At 64.1% G+C, this 16,863-nt stretch carries 17 protein-coding genes; 15 read left to right on the top strand and 2 right to left on the bottom strand.

The features are described 5' to 3' along the window. Positions 1-383: 383 nt before the first annotated feature. The 7 genes from cmoA (at position 384) to KI797_RS13895 (ending at position 7,234) form a co-directional block, all read left to right on the top strand. A complete protein-coding gene (cmoA, locus tag KI797_RS13865; protein WP_005325697.1) occupies positions 384-1,124 on the top strand; it encodes a carboxy-S-adenosyl-L-methionine synthase CmoA in 741 nt (246 codons plus the stop codon). Beyond that, entirely contained in the window at positions 1,121-2,098 is a 978-nt protein-coding gene (cmoB, locus tag KI797_RS13870; protein ID WP_005325699.1) for a tRNA 5-methoxyuridine(34)/uridine 5-oxyacetic acid(34) synthase CmoB, read from the top strand. Before cmoA ends, cmoB begins: the two co-directional genes overlap by 4 nt. 52 nt (positions 2,099-2,150) lie before the next feature. Further along, positions 2,151-2,939, top strand: coding sequence for an ATP-dependent zinc protease family protein (locus KI797_RS13875; protein ID WP_005325701.1), 789 nt, complete (start codon positions 2,151-2,153; stop codon positions 2,937-2,939). Between the two features lie 3 nt (positions 2,940-2,942). Next, the gene (locus tag KI797_RS13880; protein ID WP_005325703.1) at positions 2,943-4,481 is read left to right on the top strand and encodes an inactive transglutaminase family protein; all 1,539 of its coding nucleotides are present in this window, start codon (positions 2,943-2,945) and stop codon (positions 4,479-4,481) included. A 3-nt stretch (positions 4,482-4,484) separates the two neighbouring features. Continuing rightward, complete coding sequence (locus KI797_RS13885; RefSeq protein WP_005325705.1) at positions 4,485-5,450, top strand: alpha-L-glutamate ligase-like protein; 966 nt, start codon at positions 4,485-4,487, stop codon at positions 5,448-5,450. 305 nt (positions 5,451-5,755) lie between these two features. Further along, the gene (locus KI797_RS13890; RefSeq protein ID WP_043131593.1) at positions 5,756-6,670 is read left to right on the top strand and encodes a hydrogen peroxide-inducible genes activator; all 915 of its coding nucleotides are present in this window, start codon (positions 5,756-5,758) and stop codon (positions 6,668-6,670) included. Positions 6,671-6,787: 117 nt separating this feature from the next. Continuing rightward, the gene (locus KI797_RS13895) at positions 6,788-7,234 is read left to right on the top strand and encodes a C40 family peptidase (protein ID WP_041206155.1); all 447 of its coding nucleotides are present in this window, start codon (positions 6,788-6,790) and stop codon (positions 7,232-7,234) included. Between the two features lie 83 nt (positions 7,235-7,317). Here KI797_RS13895 and KI797_RS13900 read toward each other — a convergent pair whose 3' ends face one another. Then, the gene (locus KI797_RS13900) at positions 7,318-7,611 is read right to left on the bottom strand and encodes a hypothetical protein (protein ID WP_042650216.1); all 294 of its coding nucleotides are present in this window, start codon (positions 7,609-7,611) and stop codon (positions 7,318-7,320) included. A 212-nt stretch (positions 7,612-7,823) separates the two neighbouring features. Between KI797_RS13900 and KI797_RS13905 the strand changes: the two genes are divergently transcribed. The 4 genes from KI797_RS13905 to KI797_RS13920 are packed head-to-tail and all read left to right on the top strand — an operon-like array spanning position 7,824 to position 11,554. After that, complete coding sequence (locus tag KI797_RS13905) at positions 7,824-9,251, top strand: coniferyl aldehyde dehydrogenase (protein ID WP_226169736.1); 1,428 nt, start codon at positions 7,824-7,826, stop codon at positions 9,249-9,251. 8 nt (positions 9,252-9,259) lie between these two features. Beyond that, entirely contained in the window at positions 9,260-9,850 is a 591-nt protein-coding gene (locus KI797_RS13910; protein WP_171274147.1) for a TetR/AcrR family transcriptional regulator, read from the top strand. Then, positions 9,840-10,352 (top strand): SCP2 sterol-binding domain-containing protein, encoded by a 513-nt coding sequence (locus KI797_RS13915; RefSeq protein ID WP_182310470.1) that lies wholly within the window; start codon positions 9,840-9,842, stop codon positions 10,350-10,352. Before KI797_RS13910 ends, KI797_RS13915 begins: the two co-directional genes overlap by 11 nt. A gap of 17 nt (positions 10,353-10,369) precedes the next feature. Then, on the top strand, positions 10,370-11,554 hold the full coding sequence (locus tag KI797_RS13920) for an iron-containing alcohol dehydrogenase (RefSeq protein WP_182310469.1): 1,185 nt from the start codon (positions 10,370-10,372) through the stop codon (positions 11,552-11,554). 39 nt (positions 11,555-11,593) lie between these two features. On the opposite strand, the gene cysM is transcribed toward KI797_RS13920, so the two are convergent. Continuing rightward, complete coding sequence (cysM, locus tag KI797_RS13925; RefSeq protein ID WP_226169738.1) at positions 11,594-12,496, bottom strand: cysteine synthase CysM; 903 nt, start codon at positions 12,494-12,496, stop codon at positions 11,594-11,596. Between the two features lie 146 nt (positions 12,497-12,642). Between cysM and KI797_RS13930 the strand changes: the two genes are divergently transcribed. From KI797_RS13930 to KI797_RS13945, 4 genes are all read left to right on the top strand, one after another. Beyond that, a complete protein-coding gene (locus tag KI797_RS13930) occupies positions 12,643-12,900 on the top strand; it encodes a GNAT family N-acetyltransferase (RefSeq protein WP_005325719.1) in 258 nt (85 codons plus the stop codon). Then, positions 12,890-13,474, top strand: a complete 585-nt coding sequence (locus tag KI797_RS13935) for a nucleotidyltransferase family protein (protein ID WP_226169740.1) — start codon at positions 12,890-12,892, stop codon at positions 13,472-13,474. Before KI797_RS13930 ends, KI797_RS13935 begins: the two co-directional genes overlap by 11 nt. A 70-nt stretch (positions 13,475-13,544) precedes the next feature. Next, positions 13,545-15,368, top strand: a complete 1,824-nt coding sequence (locus KI797_RS13940; RefSeq protein ID WP_139750785.1) for a SulP family inorganic anion transporter — start codon at positions 13,545-13,547, stop codon at positions 15,366-15,368. A gap of 147 nt (positions 15,369-15,515) precedes the next feature. After that, a complete protein-coding gene (locus KI797_RS13945) occupies positions 15,516-16,862 on the top strand; it encodes an MATE family efflux transporter (RefSeq protein WP_226169742.1) in 1,347 nt (448 codons plus the stop codon). The last annotated feature ends 1 nt before the right edge of the window (position 16,863 follow it).

Genomic DNA, 16,863 nt, shown 5'->3' on the forward strand with positions numbered 1-16,863 from the left:
CCGCTCGCTTCCCCACCCCTGTTTCACCGCTAAAAAAAGCCGTTTTTTTGTGGCTGGACAGGCCTCGGCGTCAAGACAAACGCCCGCCTTTCCTCTACACTACCGCCCCAAGCAAGGAGCCGGACGCCCGCCATTGCATTGTGCCGCAGGCGACCGTCCAGCTCCCAAGAAGGGGCGCTGACCGTTGTCCATGGCAACACATGCCGCAGACGGCTCACTCCCATAAAGGACCAGGATGATGGTCCATTGCGAACAGGGCAGGCCCGAAGGATCTCAAGGCCAGCCACCCCGTTCGTAAACCGGTGACGGCCCGGACGGGTGTCACCCAACGACTCCATTGAACACACAGTCGGTTCGCGCACCGGCTGTCAGGTTGCGCCAGCATGCACGATCAGATTTTTGCCGCCCCCATTGCCCAATTGGGGGATTTTTGCTTTGACGAACAGGTCGTCGATGTCTTCCCCGACATGATCCAGCGATCCGTGCCGGGTTACAGCAACATCATCTCCGCCATCGGCATGATGGCCGCCCGTTACGCCCAGCCCCAAAGCCGACTCTATGATCTCGGCTGTTCGCTGGGCGCCGCCACCCAGGCCATGCGCCGCCATGTCAACCAGCCCGGCTGCCAGATCACGGCGGTGGATCTCTCCCACCCCATGATCGAGCGCGCCCGCGCCCACCTCTCGGGCTTCAAGTCCGAGGTGCCGGTGGAGCTGGTGGAGGCTGACATCTGCGACATCGCCATCGAGAACGCCTCCGTGGTGGTGCTCAACTTCACCCTGCAGTTCGTCGCCCCCGAGAAACGGGCCGCCCTGATCCAGCGCATCCATGACGGCCTGCGCCCCGGTGGCATCCTGATCCTGAGCGAGAAATTCCGTTTCGAGGACGAACAGGTCAACGCGCTGCTCATCGACTTGCACCTCGATTTCAAGCGGGCCAACGGCTACAGCGAGCTCGAGATCAGCCAGAAGCGCACGGCGCTTGAAAACGTGATGCGCACCGACAGCCTGGAAATCCACCGTGCCCGCCTGCGGGACGCCGGTTTCACCCATCAGGATCTCTGGTTCCAGTGCTTCAACTTCGGCTCCATGATTGCCATCAAATCAAGCGACGCCCAGCCATGATAGATTTCGCCAATTTTTATCAACTGATCGCCAAGAACCGGCTGAGCCACTGGCTGCACACCCTGCCCGCCCAGCTGCACGCCTGGCAGCACGACAACCTGCACGGGGACCTGCCGCGCTGGAACCGCGCCCTCAACAAGCTGCCGCAGGTGGCCCCCGGCAACGTCGAGCTGAAAAGCCGGGTCGAGGTAGGCGGCATGGACAGCCTGAACGAGGGGGAGCGCAAGAAGACCGAGAGCCTGCTGCGCCAGTTCATGCCCTGGCGCAAGGGGCCTTTTACCGTGCACGGCATCCACATCGACACCGAGTGGCGCTCCGACTGGAAGTGGGAGCGGGTGCTGCCCCACATCAGCCCGCTCGCCGGGCGTTACGTGCTGGATGTGGGCTGCGGCAGCGGCTACCACCTGTGGCGCATGGTCGGCGAAGGGGCAAAACTCGCGGTCGGTATCGATCCGAGCCCGCTGTTCCTGTGCCAGTTCGAGGCCATTCGCCACTTCGCAGGCAACGACCAGCGCGCCCACCTGTTGCCGCTGGGCATTCAGGAGCTGCCGGAACTACGCGCCTTTGACACCGTCTTCTCCATGGGGGTGCTCTATCATCGCAAGTCTCCCATCGAGCACATCGAACAGCTGCGCAACCAGCTCAAAGATGACGGGGAGCTGGTGCTGGAGACGCTGGTGATCGACGGCGGCGTCAACGACGTGCTGGTGCCCACCGATCGCTACGGCAAGATGCGCAACGTCTGGTTTATCCCCTCAAGCGCGGCTCTCAAACTCTGGGTCGAACGCTGCGGGTTCAGCGACGTGCGAATCGTGGACGAGAATATGACCAGTACCGACGAACAGCGTCGTACCGACTGGATGATTAACGAGTCCCTGAGTGACTACCTGGACCCAGACGATCCAGCACTCACGGTCGAAGGATACCCGGCACCCAAGCGTGCCGTACTGATCGCCAGAAAGGCCAAAGACTAGCCGATGGCGGCTGTGGAAGTTACACTGACCCAATTCCAGGAAGCACAGTTAAATGAATGACATGAAAAGCAAATTAAAAGGAATGACCCTGCTCTCCCTGCTCAGTCTCGGCGGGTGTGTCAGTATGGAAAAAGCCCCCCCGGCCCCGACCCTGACGCTGGCCGAGCTTCGCAACGAGATCACGTTGAGCGAGCAACGCCTGCAAACATCCATGGAACAGCAACAGAAGCAGTATGTGCAGCAACAGCACCTGCTGGTTCAGCTCAACACCGATGTCACCAACATGAAAGAGTCCGTGAAGAAAGTCGACAGCAAGCTGGCTACCCTGCCACCCGAGCCCCCCAAACCCATGGCCATTCCCACCGAGAAGTGCCCGGCCCCGAGTCAGGGCCACACGGTCGACGGCAAGCTGCTGGTGGGTGAAGCGGAGTGGATCTGGGTCGATGCCGCCAACGATGCCTTCCAGGCACGGGTCGATACCGGCGCCACCACCTCCTCCATCAGTGCCCAGGAGATCACCATCTTCGAGCGCAACGGCAAAAACTGGGTGCGCTTCTTCCTGAGCCACCAGGAGATGGACGACAAGATCCAGATCGAGGCGCCGCTGGTGCGTCACGTGCGGGTGCGTCAGGCTTCTGCCGACGACCTCGACCGTCGTCCCGTGGTGCGCCTCACCGTGCGCATCGGCGACATGACGGAGAAGGCCGAGTTTACCCTCAAAGACCGCAGCGACATGACCTTCCCCGTGCTGCTGGGCCGTGAATTCTTGAAAGACATCGCCGTGGTCGACGTGGCCCGCGAGTATATCCAACCAAAACCCAAGCTCAAGGATGTAAAATAATCCATGGTTTCCCGTAAGCCGTTCTATCTGCTGGTCGCCCTGCTGTTCATTGTCGGCCTGGGAATGACGTTTTATCACCATGTCGCCCTGGACGTGCCCCTCACGCCCGGTGAAAAACGTCAGATCTGGTCTATCGAAGCCAAGCTCGAGTTCGAGGCCACCGGTGAGCCGGTGATCGCCTCCCTGGCCATTCCGGGCACCCAGCCCGGCTTCACCCTGATGAACGAGAATGCCGCGAGCCCGGGCTACGGCCTGTCGTTCGTGGAAAAAGACGGGGATGCCCGCGCCGAGTGGTCCATTCGCACCGCCTCTGGCCGCCAGGAGCTCTACTATCGGGTCGACATGATGGCGGATGCCCATGCCAAGCCCGCCGCCAACCCGCTGCCGCCCGCCATCGAGAAGCAGATCGAGAGCGAGCCCTACGCCACCGCGATGAAGCAGATCCTCGAGCGCGCCCAGGAGCGTTCCGCCGACGGCTACACCCTGACCCGCGAGATCATCAAGGAGATCGAGAAGCAGGAACAGAACGCCGAGCTGCTGAAGTCTCACAAGAGCCGTGCCAGCCTGATCGCCGAGCTGCTCAACAACGCCGAGGTGCCGGCGCGCGTGGTGCACGCCCTGAGCCTGGAAGACGGTCGCCGTCGTCAGGAGCTGGTGGACTACCTGCAGGTGTTCAACAGCCCGACCGACTACAAGCTGTTCAACCCGCAAACCGGTGAACAGGGACAACCGGGGAACCTGCTGCTATGGGAATACAACTCCGGCGCCCTGCTGGACGTGACCGGTGGCCACAACTCCCGCGTCACCTTCTCGATGATCGAGCAGGAACAACCGGTCAACGTGGCCCTGGCGCAGAAGTTCGAGAAGTCCGAGATGATGAACTTCTCCATCCACAGCCTGCCGCTGGAAGAGCAGGCACTGTTCAAGGGTCTGCTGCTGATCCCCATCGGTGTGCTGATGGTGGTGTTCCTGCGGGTGCTGGTGGGGATCAAGACCTCCGGCACCTTCATGCCGGTGCTGATCGCGGTCGCCTTTATCCAGACCTCGCTCGTTACGGGCTTGATAGGCTTCCTGCTGATCGTCGGTACCGGCCTGGTCATCCGCTCCTACCTGTCGCGGCTCAACCTGCTGCTGGTGGCCCGAATATCGGCGATCATCATCATGGTGATCTCGATGATCGGCATCTTCTCCGCGTTTGCCTTCAAGCTGGGGCTGACCGACGGCATGAAGATCACCTTCTTCCCGATGATCATCCTCTCCTGGACCATAGAGCGGATGTCCATCCTGTGGGAAGAAGAGGGCCCGAAAGAGGTGTTCCGTCAGGGTGGCGGCTCCCTGCTGGTGGCGGTCATCGCCTACCTGGCCATGGATAACGAGCTCATTCGTCACCTCACCTTCAACTTCCTCGGCCTGCAACTGGTGCTGATGGCCACCGTGCTGGTGATGGGTAACTACACCGGCTACAAGCTGAGCGAGCTCAAGCGCTTCAAGCCGCTGGTGGACGAGATGAAGTCCGGTGCCACCCCGGGTAAGGACAAGTAACAGATGTGGTTCTGGCAGAAATACACCAGCCCGTGGAGCCTGTCTCAGGCAGGCATCCTCGGCATGAACAAACGCAACCACTCCTACATCAGCCGCTACAACCCGCGTCGTCTCTACCCGTTGGTGGATGACAAGCTCAAGACCAAGCGCATCGCGCTGGATGCGGGGGTGACGGTGCCTGAACTCATCGGCACCATCCGCGAGCAGCACGACGTGACCCGCATCACCGAGCTGGTGAAGGATTGGCCGGGCTTCTGCATCAAACCGGCCCGCGGCTCCGGCGGCAAGGGGATCCTGGTGATCCTGCGTCAGGAAGAGGGCAGCTTCTACAAGCCCAACGGCAGCGCCTCCACCGGTCAGGATCTGGAGCGCCATGTCTCCAACATACTGGCGGGCCTCTATTCGCTGGGCGGCAAGCCCGACGTGGCGCTGGTGGAAGGGCTCATCAACTTCGATGACGTGTTCGACGGCTACTCCTTCGAAGGGGTGCCCGATGCCCGGGTGATCATCTTCAAGGGCTTCCCGGTGATGGCCATGATGCGTCTCTCCACCGCCGCCTCGGACGGCAAGGCGAACCTGCACCAGGGCGCCGTGGGGGTGGGTCTGTGCCTGCGTACCGGTCGCGCCCTGCGGGCGGTGCAGTTTGGCAACCCCCTGCGCCACCACCCGGACACCGGCCTGGATCTCTACGATCTCAAGGTGCCCCACTGGGATACCCTGCTGACCCTGGCCGCCTCCTGCTACGAGATGTCGGGGCTTGGCTACATCGGGACCGACATGGTGCTGGACAAGTTCCGCGGCCCCATGCTGCTGGAGCTCAACGCCCGTCCCGGTCTCGCCATCCAGATCGCCAACGGCCGCGGCCTGGTGCCCAACCTCAAGACCATCGAGAAGCTGGGTCAGGTCAAGATGAACGTGGAGCAACGCGTCAACTTCGCCAAGGATCACTTCGGTATCTTCGACGAATAGCCTGCCCCTCACGCCTGCAAAAACGCGCCACCCGGCGCGTTTTTTTATGGCCGGCGTCGGGTACCCCCCCGGGAAGGCCGATCCCCGTCACATCCCATCGCAACCCCCCTTCAACGGGCTGACACATGGGGATAAGCTCCCAAGGCAGTCGCTGCCATCACGGGAGGGAGGATGCCGGACCTCTCCCCTCCGCCTGCCCCGTGACGCACACATCCTGCCAGGAGGGCGCCTAATCTCGGCGACAAAGTAGTCTCTCGATGGTAGATTAATCAAATCAAATAGATAGCATCGATCGGGTTTCCCCTATGCAACGTTGGCCCAGCCTGAAACAGCTCCAGTATCTGGTCGCTCTGGACGAGCACAAGAATTTCAACCGTGCCGCCAAGGCCTGTCATGTCAGCCAGTCCACCCTGAGTACCGGGATCCAGACCCTGGAGGACATGATGAACCTGCAACTGGTGGAGCGGGATCACAAGAGCTTCATCATGACGCCGGTCGGCATGGAAATCGTCGCGCGAGCGCGCAACCTGCTCTCCGATGCCCGGGATCTGATGGAGCTCGGCCAGCAGCAGGGGGGCGTCATGCATGGCACCGTCCGCCTGGGCTGCATTCCCACCATAGCCCCCTTCCTGCTCAGCAAGCTGCTGCAGGTGTGCGGCAAGGCCTATCCGGAGCTGGAGCTGCTGCTGCGGGAAGACACCACCACCAATCTGCTCAAGCAGCTGGAGCAGGGCCAGCTCGACCTGCTGATCCTGGCGCTGCCGGTGGAGATCGGCGGCTTTCACTGCAAGACGGTCGGTCAGGATCCCTTCCACATGGTGATGCCCTCCCACATGGCGGCGGGGCTGCACATGCCGTTCGATTACAAGGAGTTGCCCAATCAGAGCATCTTCCTGCTGGAGCGGGAGCACTGCCTGACCGAACACGCGGTGAGTGCCTGCCGGCTGCGGGACAAGAGCAAGATCAACCCGTTCGCCGCCACCAGCCTGCACACCCTGGTACAGATGGTGGGCGCCGGCCTTGGCACCACCTTCCTGCCCCAGATGGCCATAGATGCCGGCATCCTCGAGAACTCGGATCTGGTGGCCATTCCCCTGCCAGGGGAGAAGCCCTATCGCGAGATCGGCCTGGTGTGGCGCCCCAGCACCACTCGGGTGCAGACCTTCTACAAGATCGCCGAGCTGCTCACGCCGCTGATAACTCCCAAGGCGGCCGACTGACGACTGGCTTGCCGGGAGTGCATTTTCTGCCCTCGGCAAGCATTTATGCTATCGCTGTTCAGGTTCCAGGCAGGAACATCATCTATGATGAATCCTGTGCCCTATCAAGGAGTTGAGATGTTTCGCACCTTGCTGCCGCCCCTGCTGGCCCTGTTTGTCATCGCCTGCTCCAGCACCCCGGAGCCGCCACCTGCCCGCCAGGCCAGTGCCTTCGACGGCTTCTATCAGCAGTGGCGCGGCGTCCCCTATCGCATGGGTGGCACCAACCGCGCCGGCCTCGACTGCTCCGCCTTCACCCAGCTTGCCTACCAGCAGGTGCTGGGCTTCACCCTGCCCCGCACCACGGAATCCCAGGCCAGCCTGGGCCGCCCGGTGGACAGATACCGGCTGCAGCACGGGGATCTGGTGTTCTTCAAGACTGGCTGGCAGCAGTACCACGTCGGGGTCTACACCGGGTCCGGCGAGTTTATCCACGCCTCCACCAGCAAGGGGGTGATCCGCTCGCGCCTCGACAACGTCTACTGGAACAGCCGCTACTGGCAGGCACGCCGCCTGACCCAGTAGCCGCCACCAACGAACAGCAACGAAGAAGGCCCCGAGGGGCCTTCTTCTTTATGTACTGCGCCGAAAATAGGCTGCGCAGAGGCTCAGTGCTTGCGGTGCCAGCGGGGCGAAGTGGCTCTCTCCCCCCAGGGGGTCACGCAGGGCAGCAAGGCCCCTTCGATGACACCATCATGGCTCGCCAGCGCCAGGGCTATCTTCTCGTGGAGCAGGCGCAGCAGGTTCTTGTCTTGCTCCGCCAGGGAGTGGCCTGCGGCGAAATACTCGCGCTGGTGTTGCAGTGCCAGCTTCTGGGTAAATTCATAGGTGTTGAAACTGTCCGGCATACGCTCGATCACATCGTCCAGCCTGGCCAGCAGGCTGTGCAATTCCCTAGTCATGTGCAGCACTCCATCTGAGTTGATGGGCAAAAACTACCCCTTATTGGATAATTCACCAATCGAGATAGCCCAAAACTGTGGGGCCGAGCACAGTTCCATCGGAGAACCCCTTCATCCATCCCTTGCCTGACACGTTCCCGTTTACAAGCTGGCAACAAGCCGGTAGATTCAGACCGACTAATCAGTCGGTCAGTTTTTGTGCGGAGCAAACCATGGAAGCCATACAAACCCAGTCCCCAGACAAGTTCTCCCTGCCCGAGCAGTTGGTCCGCCTCAAGCAGGCCTGTCAGGCCCAGCCCATGCCGAGCCTGGCACAGCGCCGCAACCGGCTGAGCGCACTCAAGGGGACCCTGCTCGCCCACAAGCAGGCGCTCTGCGACGCCCTGGCCCTGGACTATGGCCAGCGCAGCGACTACGACTCCCTGGTCGCCGACATCCTGCCCTGCGTCATGCAGATCAACTACAGCCTGAAGCGGCTCAAGGGGTGGATGAAGCCAGCGCGGCGCCACCCCGGCCTGCTGCTGGCCCCCGCCAGAGTCGAGGTGCACTATCAGCCGCTGGGCGTCATCGGCATCATGGTGCCCTGGAACTTCCCTGTGATACTGAGCCTGGGGCCCCTCATCGGCGCCATCGCCGCCGGCAACAGAGCCATGATCAAGCTCTCCGAGTTCACCCCCCATACCAATGCCCTGTTGCGCACCCTGCTGGCCCAGGTGTTTGGGGATGACGAGGTGGTGGTCATCGAGGGGGACGCGGGACTCGCGGCCGCCTTCAGCACCCTCCCCTTCGATCATCTGCTGTTCACCGGCTCCACTGCGGTGGGCAGGCTGGTGATGGCCGCCGCCGCCCCCCAGCTCACCCCCCTCACCCTGGAGCTCGGTGGCAAGAGCCCCTGCCTCATCGCCCCCGACATGCCGCTGGCCCTGGCGGTGGAGCGGATGATCTTCGGCAAGAGCCTCAACGCCGGCCAGATCTGCGTGGCCCCGGACTATGTGCTGCTGCCACGGGGGCAGGAGCAGTCCTTTATCGAGGCCTATCAGGCGCACTTTCGCCGCCTCTATCCCAAGGGGCTGGATAGCCCGGATTACGGCTCCATCATCAACAGGGCCCAGTACGAGCGGCTCACCGCCTGGCTGGCGGAGGCGAAGCAGGCGGGCGCCCAGGTGCACCCTTGCGCCTCGCCGGCCCGGGATGACGGCGCCCGCCGCCTGGTGCCCCACCTGCTGACCGAGGTACCCGGCCACTGCCAACTGATGCAGCAGGAGATCTTCGGCCCATTGCTGCCCCTGGTGCCCTATGACAGCATCGACGAGGCCCTCGCCTACATAGCGGCGCGCCCGCGCCCCCTCGCCTGCTACCTGATGAGCCTGGATCCGGCGCTGCAGAGCCGCCTCATCCGGGAGACCCACGCCGGTGGCATGGCCATCAACGAGTGCCTGTTCCAGGTGGCGGCAGACGACGCCCCCTTCGGCGGCATAGGCCCCTCCGGCATGGGGCACTACCACGGCCATGAAGGCTTTCTCACCTTCTCCAAGGCGAAAACCGTGCTGCGCCGCGGCCGTTTCAGCACGGGGAGCCTGATCCACCCCCCTTATCGGCGCTGGTACCAGCGGCTGATGATGGCCCTGTTCCTGCGCTAGGAGGCAGCATGAGCGATCCCATGACAGACAAACGCCGCCAGATCCTGGATGCCGCCCTTGCCCTGTGCGCCGAGGATGGCCTGCAAGGCGCCGCTACCGCCCGCATCGCCCGGGCGGCAGGGGTGGCCAACGGCACCCTGTTCCACCACTTTCCCAGCAAGGAGCTGTTGATCCAGCAGCTCTACCAGGACGTCAAGCTGCGCCTTGGCGCCGCCATCAGCGAGGCGGATCCGGCCCTGCCACTCAGGGAGCAGGCGCGCCACTACTGGTGTCAGGCGATGAGCTGGATGCAGGCCCATCCCCACGAGCTCAAGTTCGTGCTGGGCTTCTTCCACTCCCCCCTGCTGGCACGGCCGCTGCGCAGCCAGATCCTGGGGGAGACACTACGCTTCCTGCCGCGCCTGCTTGCCCGGGGTCAAGCCAGCGGCGAGCTGATGCAGGCGCCCCCCGTCCTGATGCTGGAGGTGTGCCAGAGCCAGTTTCTGGCCTGTGCCTCCCTCTTTGTCGACCAGCCCGAGCTCGGGGACGATCCCCACTGGCAGGCCAGCGCCTTCGCCCTCTTCTGGTCCGCCATTGCAGGAGGCCTTCATGACGCGTGATCCTTCTTGGCTTGCCACAGGTCGGCGCCTCTGGATAGGGAGTCTGCTCTGGATCATCGGCCGCACCCTGTGCCGTGCCGCCCGGGTCGACGAGGCGGTGCGCCGTGAGCTCGCCCCGCTGCCGGAGGAGCTTCGCATCCGGCTGGAGGTGCATGGGCTGCCTTATGGGCTGACCCTGCACAAGAGGGCCGGGCGCTGGCGATGCGGCCCAGCGTCCCTTGGGGCAACAAGTCCCCATGTTCTGCGGGTCTGCTTCAAGCACCCCGCCATCGCCTTTCGCGCCCTCAGCTTTCGCCTCGGCATCAATCAGGCCTTCTGCGAGAACCGGCTGCTGGTGGAGGGGGATCTCGGTGCAGCCATGCATCTGGTGCGGGCGCTGGAGCAGTTGCAAGCGTTGATCCTGCCTGCCTTCATCGCGCGGCCCCTGCTGCGCCACTACCCGAGCCCGCGCCACAAGCTGACGCGAGCCTGCCACATCTACCTGGGTCTGCTGACCGGTTGAAAAGAAGGATGAACACCATGAGCCGTTATTACGATTTCTTCTGTCCGGTCAGATTGATGGCGGGGGAGCAGGCGCTGGAACAGCTTCCGGACGAGCTGATGGCACTGGGGGCACGCCGTCCGCTGCTGCTGACCGACAAGGGGGTCGGCGGCAGCGGGCTCGCCACCCTGCTGGCCAATGTGCTGGCGGAGGGGGGCCTGCCGGTCGCAGCCATCTGGGACGAGATCCCAGCAGACTCCTCCACCGCCGTGGTGGAGCGCATCGCCACCCGCTGGCGGGAACTGGGTTGTGACAGCCTGGTGGCCCTGGGGGGCGGCTCCGTCATCGATACCGCCAAGGCGGTCAACATCCTGGTCACCCTGGGCGGGGAGCGGCTGCTGGATCACGCGGGGGCAGGTTGCCTGACCCGCCCCCTCAAACCGCTGGCGGCGGTGCCGACCACGGCGGGCACCGGATCGGAAGTGACCCTGGTGGCGGTGATCCGGGACGAGGGGAGCGGGCGCAAGGTGCCCTTCACCTCCCCCTTCCTGCTGCCCCAGCTGGCGGTGCTGGACCCGCGCCTCACCCGGGGGCTGCCGCTGCCCATCACGGCCGCCACCGCCATGGACGCCATGACCCACGCCATCGAGGCCTTCATCGGCAATGCCAAGAACCCGGTCAGCGACGCCCTGGCCCTGATGGCGGTGGAGAAGATAGCCGATGCCCTGCCCAAGGTGCTGCAGGCCCCCGAAGACAAGCACCTGCGGCTGCAACTGGCGGAGGGATCCACCCTGGCGGGCATGGCGTTTTCCAACTCCATGGTGGGGCTGGTGCACGCCCTCGGCCACAGCCTGGGGGCCCGCTGCCACTTGCCCCACGGCCTGTGCATGAACCTCTTCCTGCCCGCGGTGCTCGACTACAACAGGCCGCAGATAGACCCTGAGCTGGCCCGCCTGCTGCTGCCGCTGGCGGGGCCGGAGCGCTTCGCGGCCACCCCACAGGCGCTGCGTCCCCAGGCAGCCCTGGATGCACTCTGCGCCCTGCGGGACAGTCTCTGGCAGGCGGTAGGGTTGCCGCGCACCCTGGCGGAAGCCGGGGTGACGGACAGAGCCGTGCTCAAGGATATCCGGGATCTCGCCATCAACGACGGCGCCCTGCTCTACAACCGCAAGGATGCGGACAGGGAAGAGCTGCTTGCGCTGCTGGAACAGGTGTGGGAATGACCTACAAGCCGACCCGCAGAGGGCCGGCTTGGCGCAGGATCAGATGGACGGAGTGAAGACCCCGGTGGAGAGATAGCGATCCCCCCGATCACAGATGATGGCCACCACCACCCCCTGTCTGAGCTCGGCCGCTACCTGCAGGGCGCCGGCCACGGCGCCCCCCGAGCTGACCCCGCAGCAGATCCCCTCTTCCCGCGCCAGCCGGCGCATCATGGCCAGCGACTCATCGAGCGTCACATCCAGCACCCGATCGACCCGGTCGGGATCGAAGATGGCGGGCATATAGGCCTCTGGCCAGCGGCGAATGCCGGGGATCTGGCTCCCCTCGGCCGGTTGCAGGCCTATCACCTGCACCGCCGGATTCTGCTCCTTGAGGTAGCGGGAGACCCCCATGATGGTACCCGTGGTGCCCATGGCCGAGACGAAGTGAGTGATTGCCCCCTCGCTCTGGCGCCAGATCTCGGGGCCGGTGGAGAGGTAGTGGGCATCCGGGTTGGCCGGGTTGTTGAACTGATCGAGCACCAGCCCCTCGCCGCGGGCCTGCATGGCCAGCGCCAGATCCCGCGCTTCTTCCATGCCGTTTTCCACCAGCACCAGCTCGGCGCCATAGGCCTGCATGGCATCGCGCCTCTCCTGGCTCATGGTGCTCGGCATGATGAGCCGCATTCTGTACCCCCGGGCCGCCGCCACCATGGCCAGCGCTATGCCGGTATTACCCGAGGTGGCCTCGATGAGTCGTGCCCCTGGCCCTAAGTGACCGCTCGCCTCCGCCGCCCGAACGAGGTTCAGGGCCGGTCTGTCCTTGACGGAGCCGGCGGGGTTGTTGCCCTCCAGCTTCACCAGCAGGGTCACGTCGGGACAGGGGTTGATGCGGCGCAGGCGCAGCAACGGGGTATTGCCAATCAGATCTTCCAGGGTGGCGAAGGCCATAACGGGATCCATCCTCTGCTAACTGTTCTATACCTTGCCTAGCGAGCCGCTCGCAGGCCGGTCAGTGTAAGCGAGCATCCTCGGCCCGCAAAGAGCACGGTTGGCAAAGTCCGGCCAGCATGCTCTGATATCCCTTCCCCACCCTTTGAGGAGCCTCCATGAGCGACATTCTTCATCAGGCCGACCAGCAGCAGTTCATCTGCGAGGTGGACGGCAAGCTCTCCCGCCTTGCCTACCGCAGGCTGGACGCAACCACTGTAGACGCCTACAGCACCCAGGTGCCCGCCGAGCTGCGCGGACAAGGCATTGCCGACAAGCTGGCCCGCAACTTCTACGACTGGACCCGGGCAGAGGGGCTCACCATAGTGCCGAGCTGCAGCTACATAGACGTCTGGCTGCGCCGTCATGCCGGTTGAGGCACAAGCCCCTAGGGAGGCGCAGCTGCAAGCCCACACCGAGGCCCTGCTGCGGGCCGATCCCCTGCGCATGGCCTACCTGCGAACGGCACGGGAGCTGGCCCTGCCAGACTGGGCGCTGAGGGCGGGCTTTGTGCGCAACCTCATCTGGGATCACCTGCACCACAAGGCCGAGCCCACTCCCCTCAACGACATAGATCTCATCTATCTGGATGCAGGGGATCCACAAGGGCTGGCCGAGCGGGGGCACCAAGACTGGCTGGCGGAGCGTCTGCCCGGCCAGCGCTGGGAGGTACGCAATCAGGCGCGCATGCATGTACGCCAGCAAGTGGCCCCCTTTACCAGCTCGCTGGCGGCGCTCAGTCACTGGGTAGAGGTGCCCACCTGCATCGGGGTTCGCCTGCTGGAAAACGATTCGTTCGAGTGGCTGGCCCCCTACGGCTTTGCCCCCAACTGGTCCCTGCAGGTGAGCCCCAATCCGCGCTGCCGGCAGGAGAGCCGGATCTTCATCGACAGGATCAGGGACAAACAGTGGCAGCGCATCTGGCCTGACCTTGTGGTGAACTGGCCATGACCGGATTGCAATGGGCCGACAACCTTGGGCACACTAAGGAAAAGCTATTTATAACTCAATGGGTTAAATAATGCGCGACTTCTTCTCTCTCGAACGCTGGCTGCCGGGCCTCGCCGCCCTGCTGCAATATCAGCGGGCCTGGCTGATGCCGGATCTTCGCGCTGGCCTCTCGGTGGCGGCCGTGGCCTTGCCCGTGGCCATCGCCTATGCGGAGCTTGCCGGGGTGGGCGCCATCGTCGGCCTCTACTCCTGCATACTGCCCATGGTGGTCTACGCCCTCTTTGGCACCTCCCGCCAGCTCATCGTCGGCCCGGATGCCGCCACCTGCGCCGTCATCGCCGCCGTGGTGACGCCGCTCGCCGCCGGGGATCCCACCCGTCAGTGGCAACTGGTGATGACCATGACCGCCATGACCGGCTTCTGGTGCCTCATCGCCAGCCGCTTCAAGCTGGGGGTACTGGCGGACTTTCTCTCCCGCCCGATCCTGATGGGGCTGCTCAATGGGGTGGCCATCACCATCATGGTGGGTCAGCTCTCCAAGATCTTCGGCTTCACCTTCAGCGAGCGCTACCTAATAGAGCGGATTCTGAACGGCACCGACTACATTACCCAGACCCATCTGCCCACCCTGGCCATGAGCCTGACCGCCCTGCTCACCCTGCTGCTGGCCAAGCGCTACAAGCCATCCTGGCCCTCCTCCATGGTGGCCATGGTGGTGACGGCGGCCCTGGTGTGGGCCCTCAATCTCGGCCAGTTCGACATCGCCACCCTGGGGGCCGTGGGCTCGGGCCTGCCCGCCTTCCAGATGCCGGAATTCCCCCCCGGACTGATGCGCGAGCTGGTGCTGCCGGCGCTCAACCTCGCCATGGTGAGCTTCGTCTCCATGATGCTCACCGCCCGCAGTTTCGCCGCCAAGAACGGCTACGAAATCGATGCGGACAAGGAGTTCAGGGCGCTGGGCATGGCGAACCTCGCCTCTGCAGTCTCCCAGGGGTTTGCCATCAGCGGGGCGGATTCACGCACCGCGGTCAACGACGCCAACGGCGGCAAGAGCCAGCTGGTCTCCATCATAGCAGCGGCTGTGATCGCCCTTATCACCTTCTATTTGACGGCGCCGCTTAAATTCATCCCCACCGCTGCCCTCGGGGTGGTGCTGGTGATGGCCTCCCTGTCGCTCACCGATTTTCGCGGCCTCTGGGCCCTGCGCGACTCGGACCGCGCCGCCTTCTGGCTGGCCCTCATCACCTTCATCAGCGTGCTGACCATGGGGGTCATTCCGGGGATCACCCTGGCGGTCTTGCTGGGCCTGTTCCAGTTCCTGCGCAACGTGATGCGCCCCACCGATCAGCTGCTCGGCATGGACGACGAAGGGGTGGTGCGCACCCTGGGGGACAACGAGCAGGCCAAGGCGATTCCCGGCATCCTGGTCTATCGCTTCAACTCGCCGCTGACCTACTTCAACGCCCCCTACTTCAAGCGGCGGGTGCTGGCGCTGCTGGTGCAGGATCCCCACAATCCCAAGTGCCTTGTGGTGGACGCGGTGGCCTGCTTCACCCATCAGGACATCAGCGTGATGAGCATGGTGGGGGAGCTGCACAAGGAGCTCAGGCGCCGTGGCATCCACATGGTGATGGCCGGTCGCCACGGCCAGATGACCCAGTGGCTCAAGCAGGCGGGGATCCGGGTAGGCGACGAGGGGGTCATCCTCAGCCCCGACATGTACCAGGCCCTGCGCATGACCCGCTGCTACCGGGAACCTGTGTTCAAGGATGACGAGGTGGTGGAGAGCACCACGGATACTCTGCTCTCCCGCTGGCCCCAGGACGACGAGCTGCCGGACTCGGCGCGCCTCACCCGGCCCTGCGAGCAGGAAGCGGGCGCCACCCCGGTCTGACGGCGGCGCGCCCCCAGACTGCGAGAGGGGTCCGGGCCAGCCCGGCCTCCTCTTTGCTCAGGGCAGGATTGCACCCCGCACCCGCTTGGTGTTAAATGCCCGTCCAGATGGCGCTGACGAGGGCCATCCCCAGTATTTGGACACCCCATGCAGACTCAATCCCACGCGGGCCCGGGTTCCCTCTTCGCCCTGACCTGGCCACTGTTCATCGATCTCGCCCTGCACTTCCTGACCGGGGCCCTCAACACCTTCATGGTGGGCCATGTCTCCTATCAAGGGGTGGCGGCACTGGCAGTCGGCAACCAGGTGTTCGATCTCGCCATCACCCTGTTCAGCTTCGTCAGCATAGGCACCAGCGTGGTGATCACCCAGTATCTGGGGGCGGGGGATAGGGAGAAGGCGCGCGTGGTCATCCACACCGCCATCGGCTTCAACCTGCTGGTGGGGCTGGTGGCCGCGGTCGGGGTCATGGCCGGCGCCAGCACCATGCTGGCGCTGATGAACCTGCCCGCTCACCTGATGGGGGATGCCACCCTTTATCTGCAGATCATCGGGCTCTGCCTGCTGCCGGAGGCCGCAGCGCTCTGTCTGGCCGCCACCTTGCGCGCCCATGGCCACACCCGTCAGGCCATGTACGTGACCCTCATCGTCAACCTCATCACCTTCGTCGGCAACCTGCTGCTGCTCTATGGCTGGTTCGGCCTGCCCCAGCTCGGGGTCGCCGGGGTCGCCATCAGCACTGTTGCCGGGCGCATCGTCGGTGTGGTGCTACTGGTGTGGCTGGTGGCGCGCAAGACCGGCATACGGCTGCGGCTGCCGGAGATCCTTCGCCCCAGCAAGGCCATGCTGGACAAGGTGTTGCACATAGGTCTGCCGGCGGCGGGGGAGAACCTCTCCTGGATGCTGCAGTTCATGGTGGTGACCGCCTTCGTCGGCCTGCTCGGCGACAAGGCGCTGGCGACCCAGTCCTACTTCTTCCAGATCTGCCTGTTCATCCTGCTGTTCGGCCTCTCCATCGGCCTTGGCAACGAGATCATCATCGGCCACCTGGCGGGGGCCCGTCGCTTCGAACAGGCCTATCGCCAACTGATGAAGAGCCTGAAACTTGGCCTTATCGTCACCAGCCTGATTGCCTTCGCCGCGGCCCTGAACGGACGCGCCATCATCAGCCTGTTCACCGACGATGCCGACATCATCACCCAGGTGGCGCAGCTGTTCCTCATCAGCCTCATCCTCGAACCCGGCCGCACCTTCAACCTGGTGGTGATCAACGCCCTGCGCGCCACCGGGGATGCCCGTTTCCCGCTCTACATGGCGCTCGTCTCCATGTGGGGCATTGCCGTTCCCCTCGCCTATTTCCTTGGTATCATGCAGGGCTATGGCCTGGTAGGCATCTGGTTGGCGCTGGCCTGCGACGAGTGGGTTCGCGGTCTGGCCATGTTCTGGCGCTGGCGCAGTCGTCGCTGGCAAAACAAAATTCTTGTTGAAACATAAG

The sequence above is a fragment of the Aeromonas media genome (genome assembly GCF_020423125.1).
Classification (GTDB): domain Bacteria; phylum Pseudomonadota; class Gammaproteobacteria; order Enterobacterales; family Aeromonadaceae; genus Aeromonas; species Aeromonas media.

Excerpts from the sequence above, each read along its gene's own strand:
- KI797_RS13940 (WP_139750785.1), top strand. The coding sequence starts at position 13,545 with ATGCGCGACTTCTTCTCTCTCGAACGCTGGCTGCCGGGCCTCGCCGCC.
- cmoA (WP_005325697.1), top strand. The coding sequence starts at position 384 with ATGCACGATCAGATTTTTGCCGCCCCCATTGCCCAATTGGGGGATTTT.
- KI797_RS13930 (WP_005325719.1), top strand. The coding sequence starts at position 12,643 with ATGAGCGACATTCTTCATCAGGCCGACCAGCAGCAGTTCATCTGCGAG.
- KI797_RS13890 (WP_043131593.1), top strand. The coding sequence starts at position 5,756 with ATGCAACGTTGGCCCAGCCTGAAACAGCTCCAGTATCTGGTCGCTCTG.
- KI797_RS13915 (WP_182310470.1), top strand. The coding sequence starts at position 9,840 with ATGACGCGTGATCCTTCTTGGCTTGCCACAGGTCGGCGCCTCTGGATA.
- KI797_RS13895 (WP_041206155.1), top strand. The coding sequence starts at position 6,788 with ATGTTTCGCACCTTGCTGCCGCCCCTGCTGGCCCTGTTTGTCATCGCC.
- KI797_RS13875 (WP_005325701.1), top strand. The coding sequence starts at position 2,151 with ATGAATGACATGAAAAGCAAATTAAAAGGAATGACCCTGCTCTCCCTG.
- KI797_RS13885 (WP_005325705.1), top strand. The coding sequence starts at position 4,485 with ATGTGGTTCTGGCAGAAATACACCAGCCCGTGGAGCCTGTCTCAGGCA.
- KI797_RS13880 (WP_005325703.1), top strand. The coding sequence starts at position 2,943 with ATGGTTTCCCGTAAGCCGTTCTATCTGCTGGTCGCCCTGCTGTTCATT.
- KI797_RS13920 (WP_182310469.1), top strand. The coding sequence starts at position 10,370 with ATGAGCCGTTATTACGATTTCTTCTGTCCGGTCAGATTGATGGCGGGG.
- KI797_RS13905 (WP_226169736.1), top strand. The coding sequence starts at position 7,824 with ATGGAAGCCATACAAACCCAGTCCCCAGACAAGTTCTCCCTGCCCGAG.
- KI797_RS13900 (WP_042650216.1), bottom strand. The coding sequence starts at position 7,611 with ATGACTAGGGAATTGCACAGCCTGCTGGCCAGGCTGGACGATGTGATC.
- cmoB (WP_005325699.1), top strand. The coding sequence starts at position 1,121 with ATGATAGATTTCGCCAATTTTTATCAACTGATCGCCAAGAACCGGCTG.
- KI797_RS13935 (WP_226169740.1), top strand. The coding sequence starts at position 12,890 with ATGCCGGTTGAGGCACAAGCCCCTAGGGAGGCGCAGCTGCAAGCCCAC.
- cysM (WP_226169738.1), bottom strand. The coding sequence starts at position 12,496 with ATGGATCCCGTTATGGCCTTCGCCACCCTGGAAGATCTGATTGGCAAT.
- KI797_RS13910 (WP_171274147.1), top strand. The coding sequence starts at position 9,260 with ATGAGCGATCCCATGACAGACAAACGCCGCCAGATCCTGGATGCCGCC.
- KI797_RS13945 (WP_226169742.1), top strand. The coding sequence starts at position 15,516 with ATGCAGACTCAATCCCACGCGGGCCCGGGTTCCCTCTTCGCCCTGACC.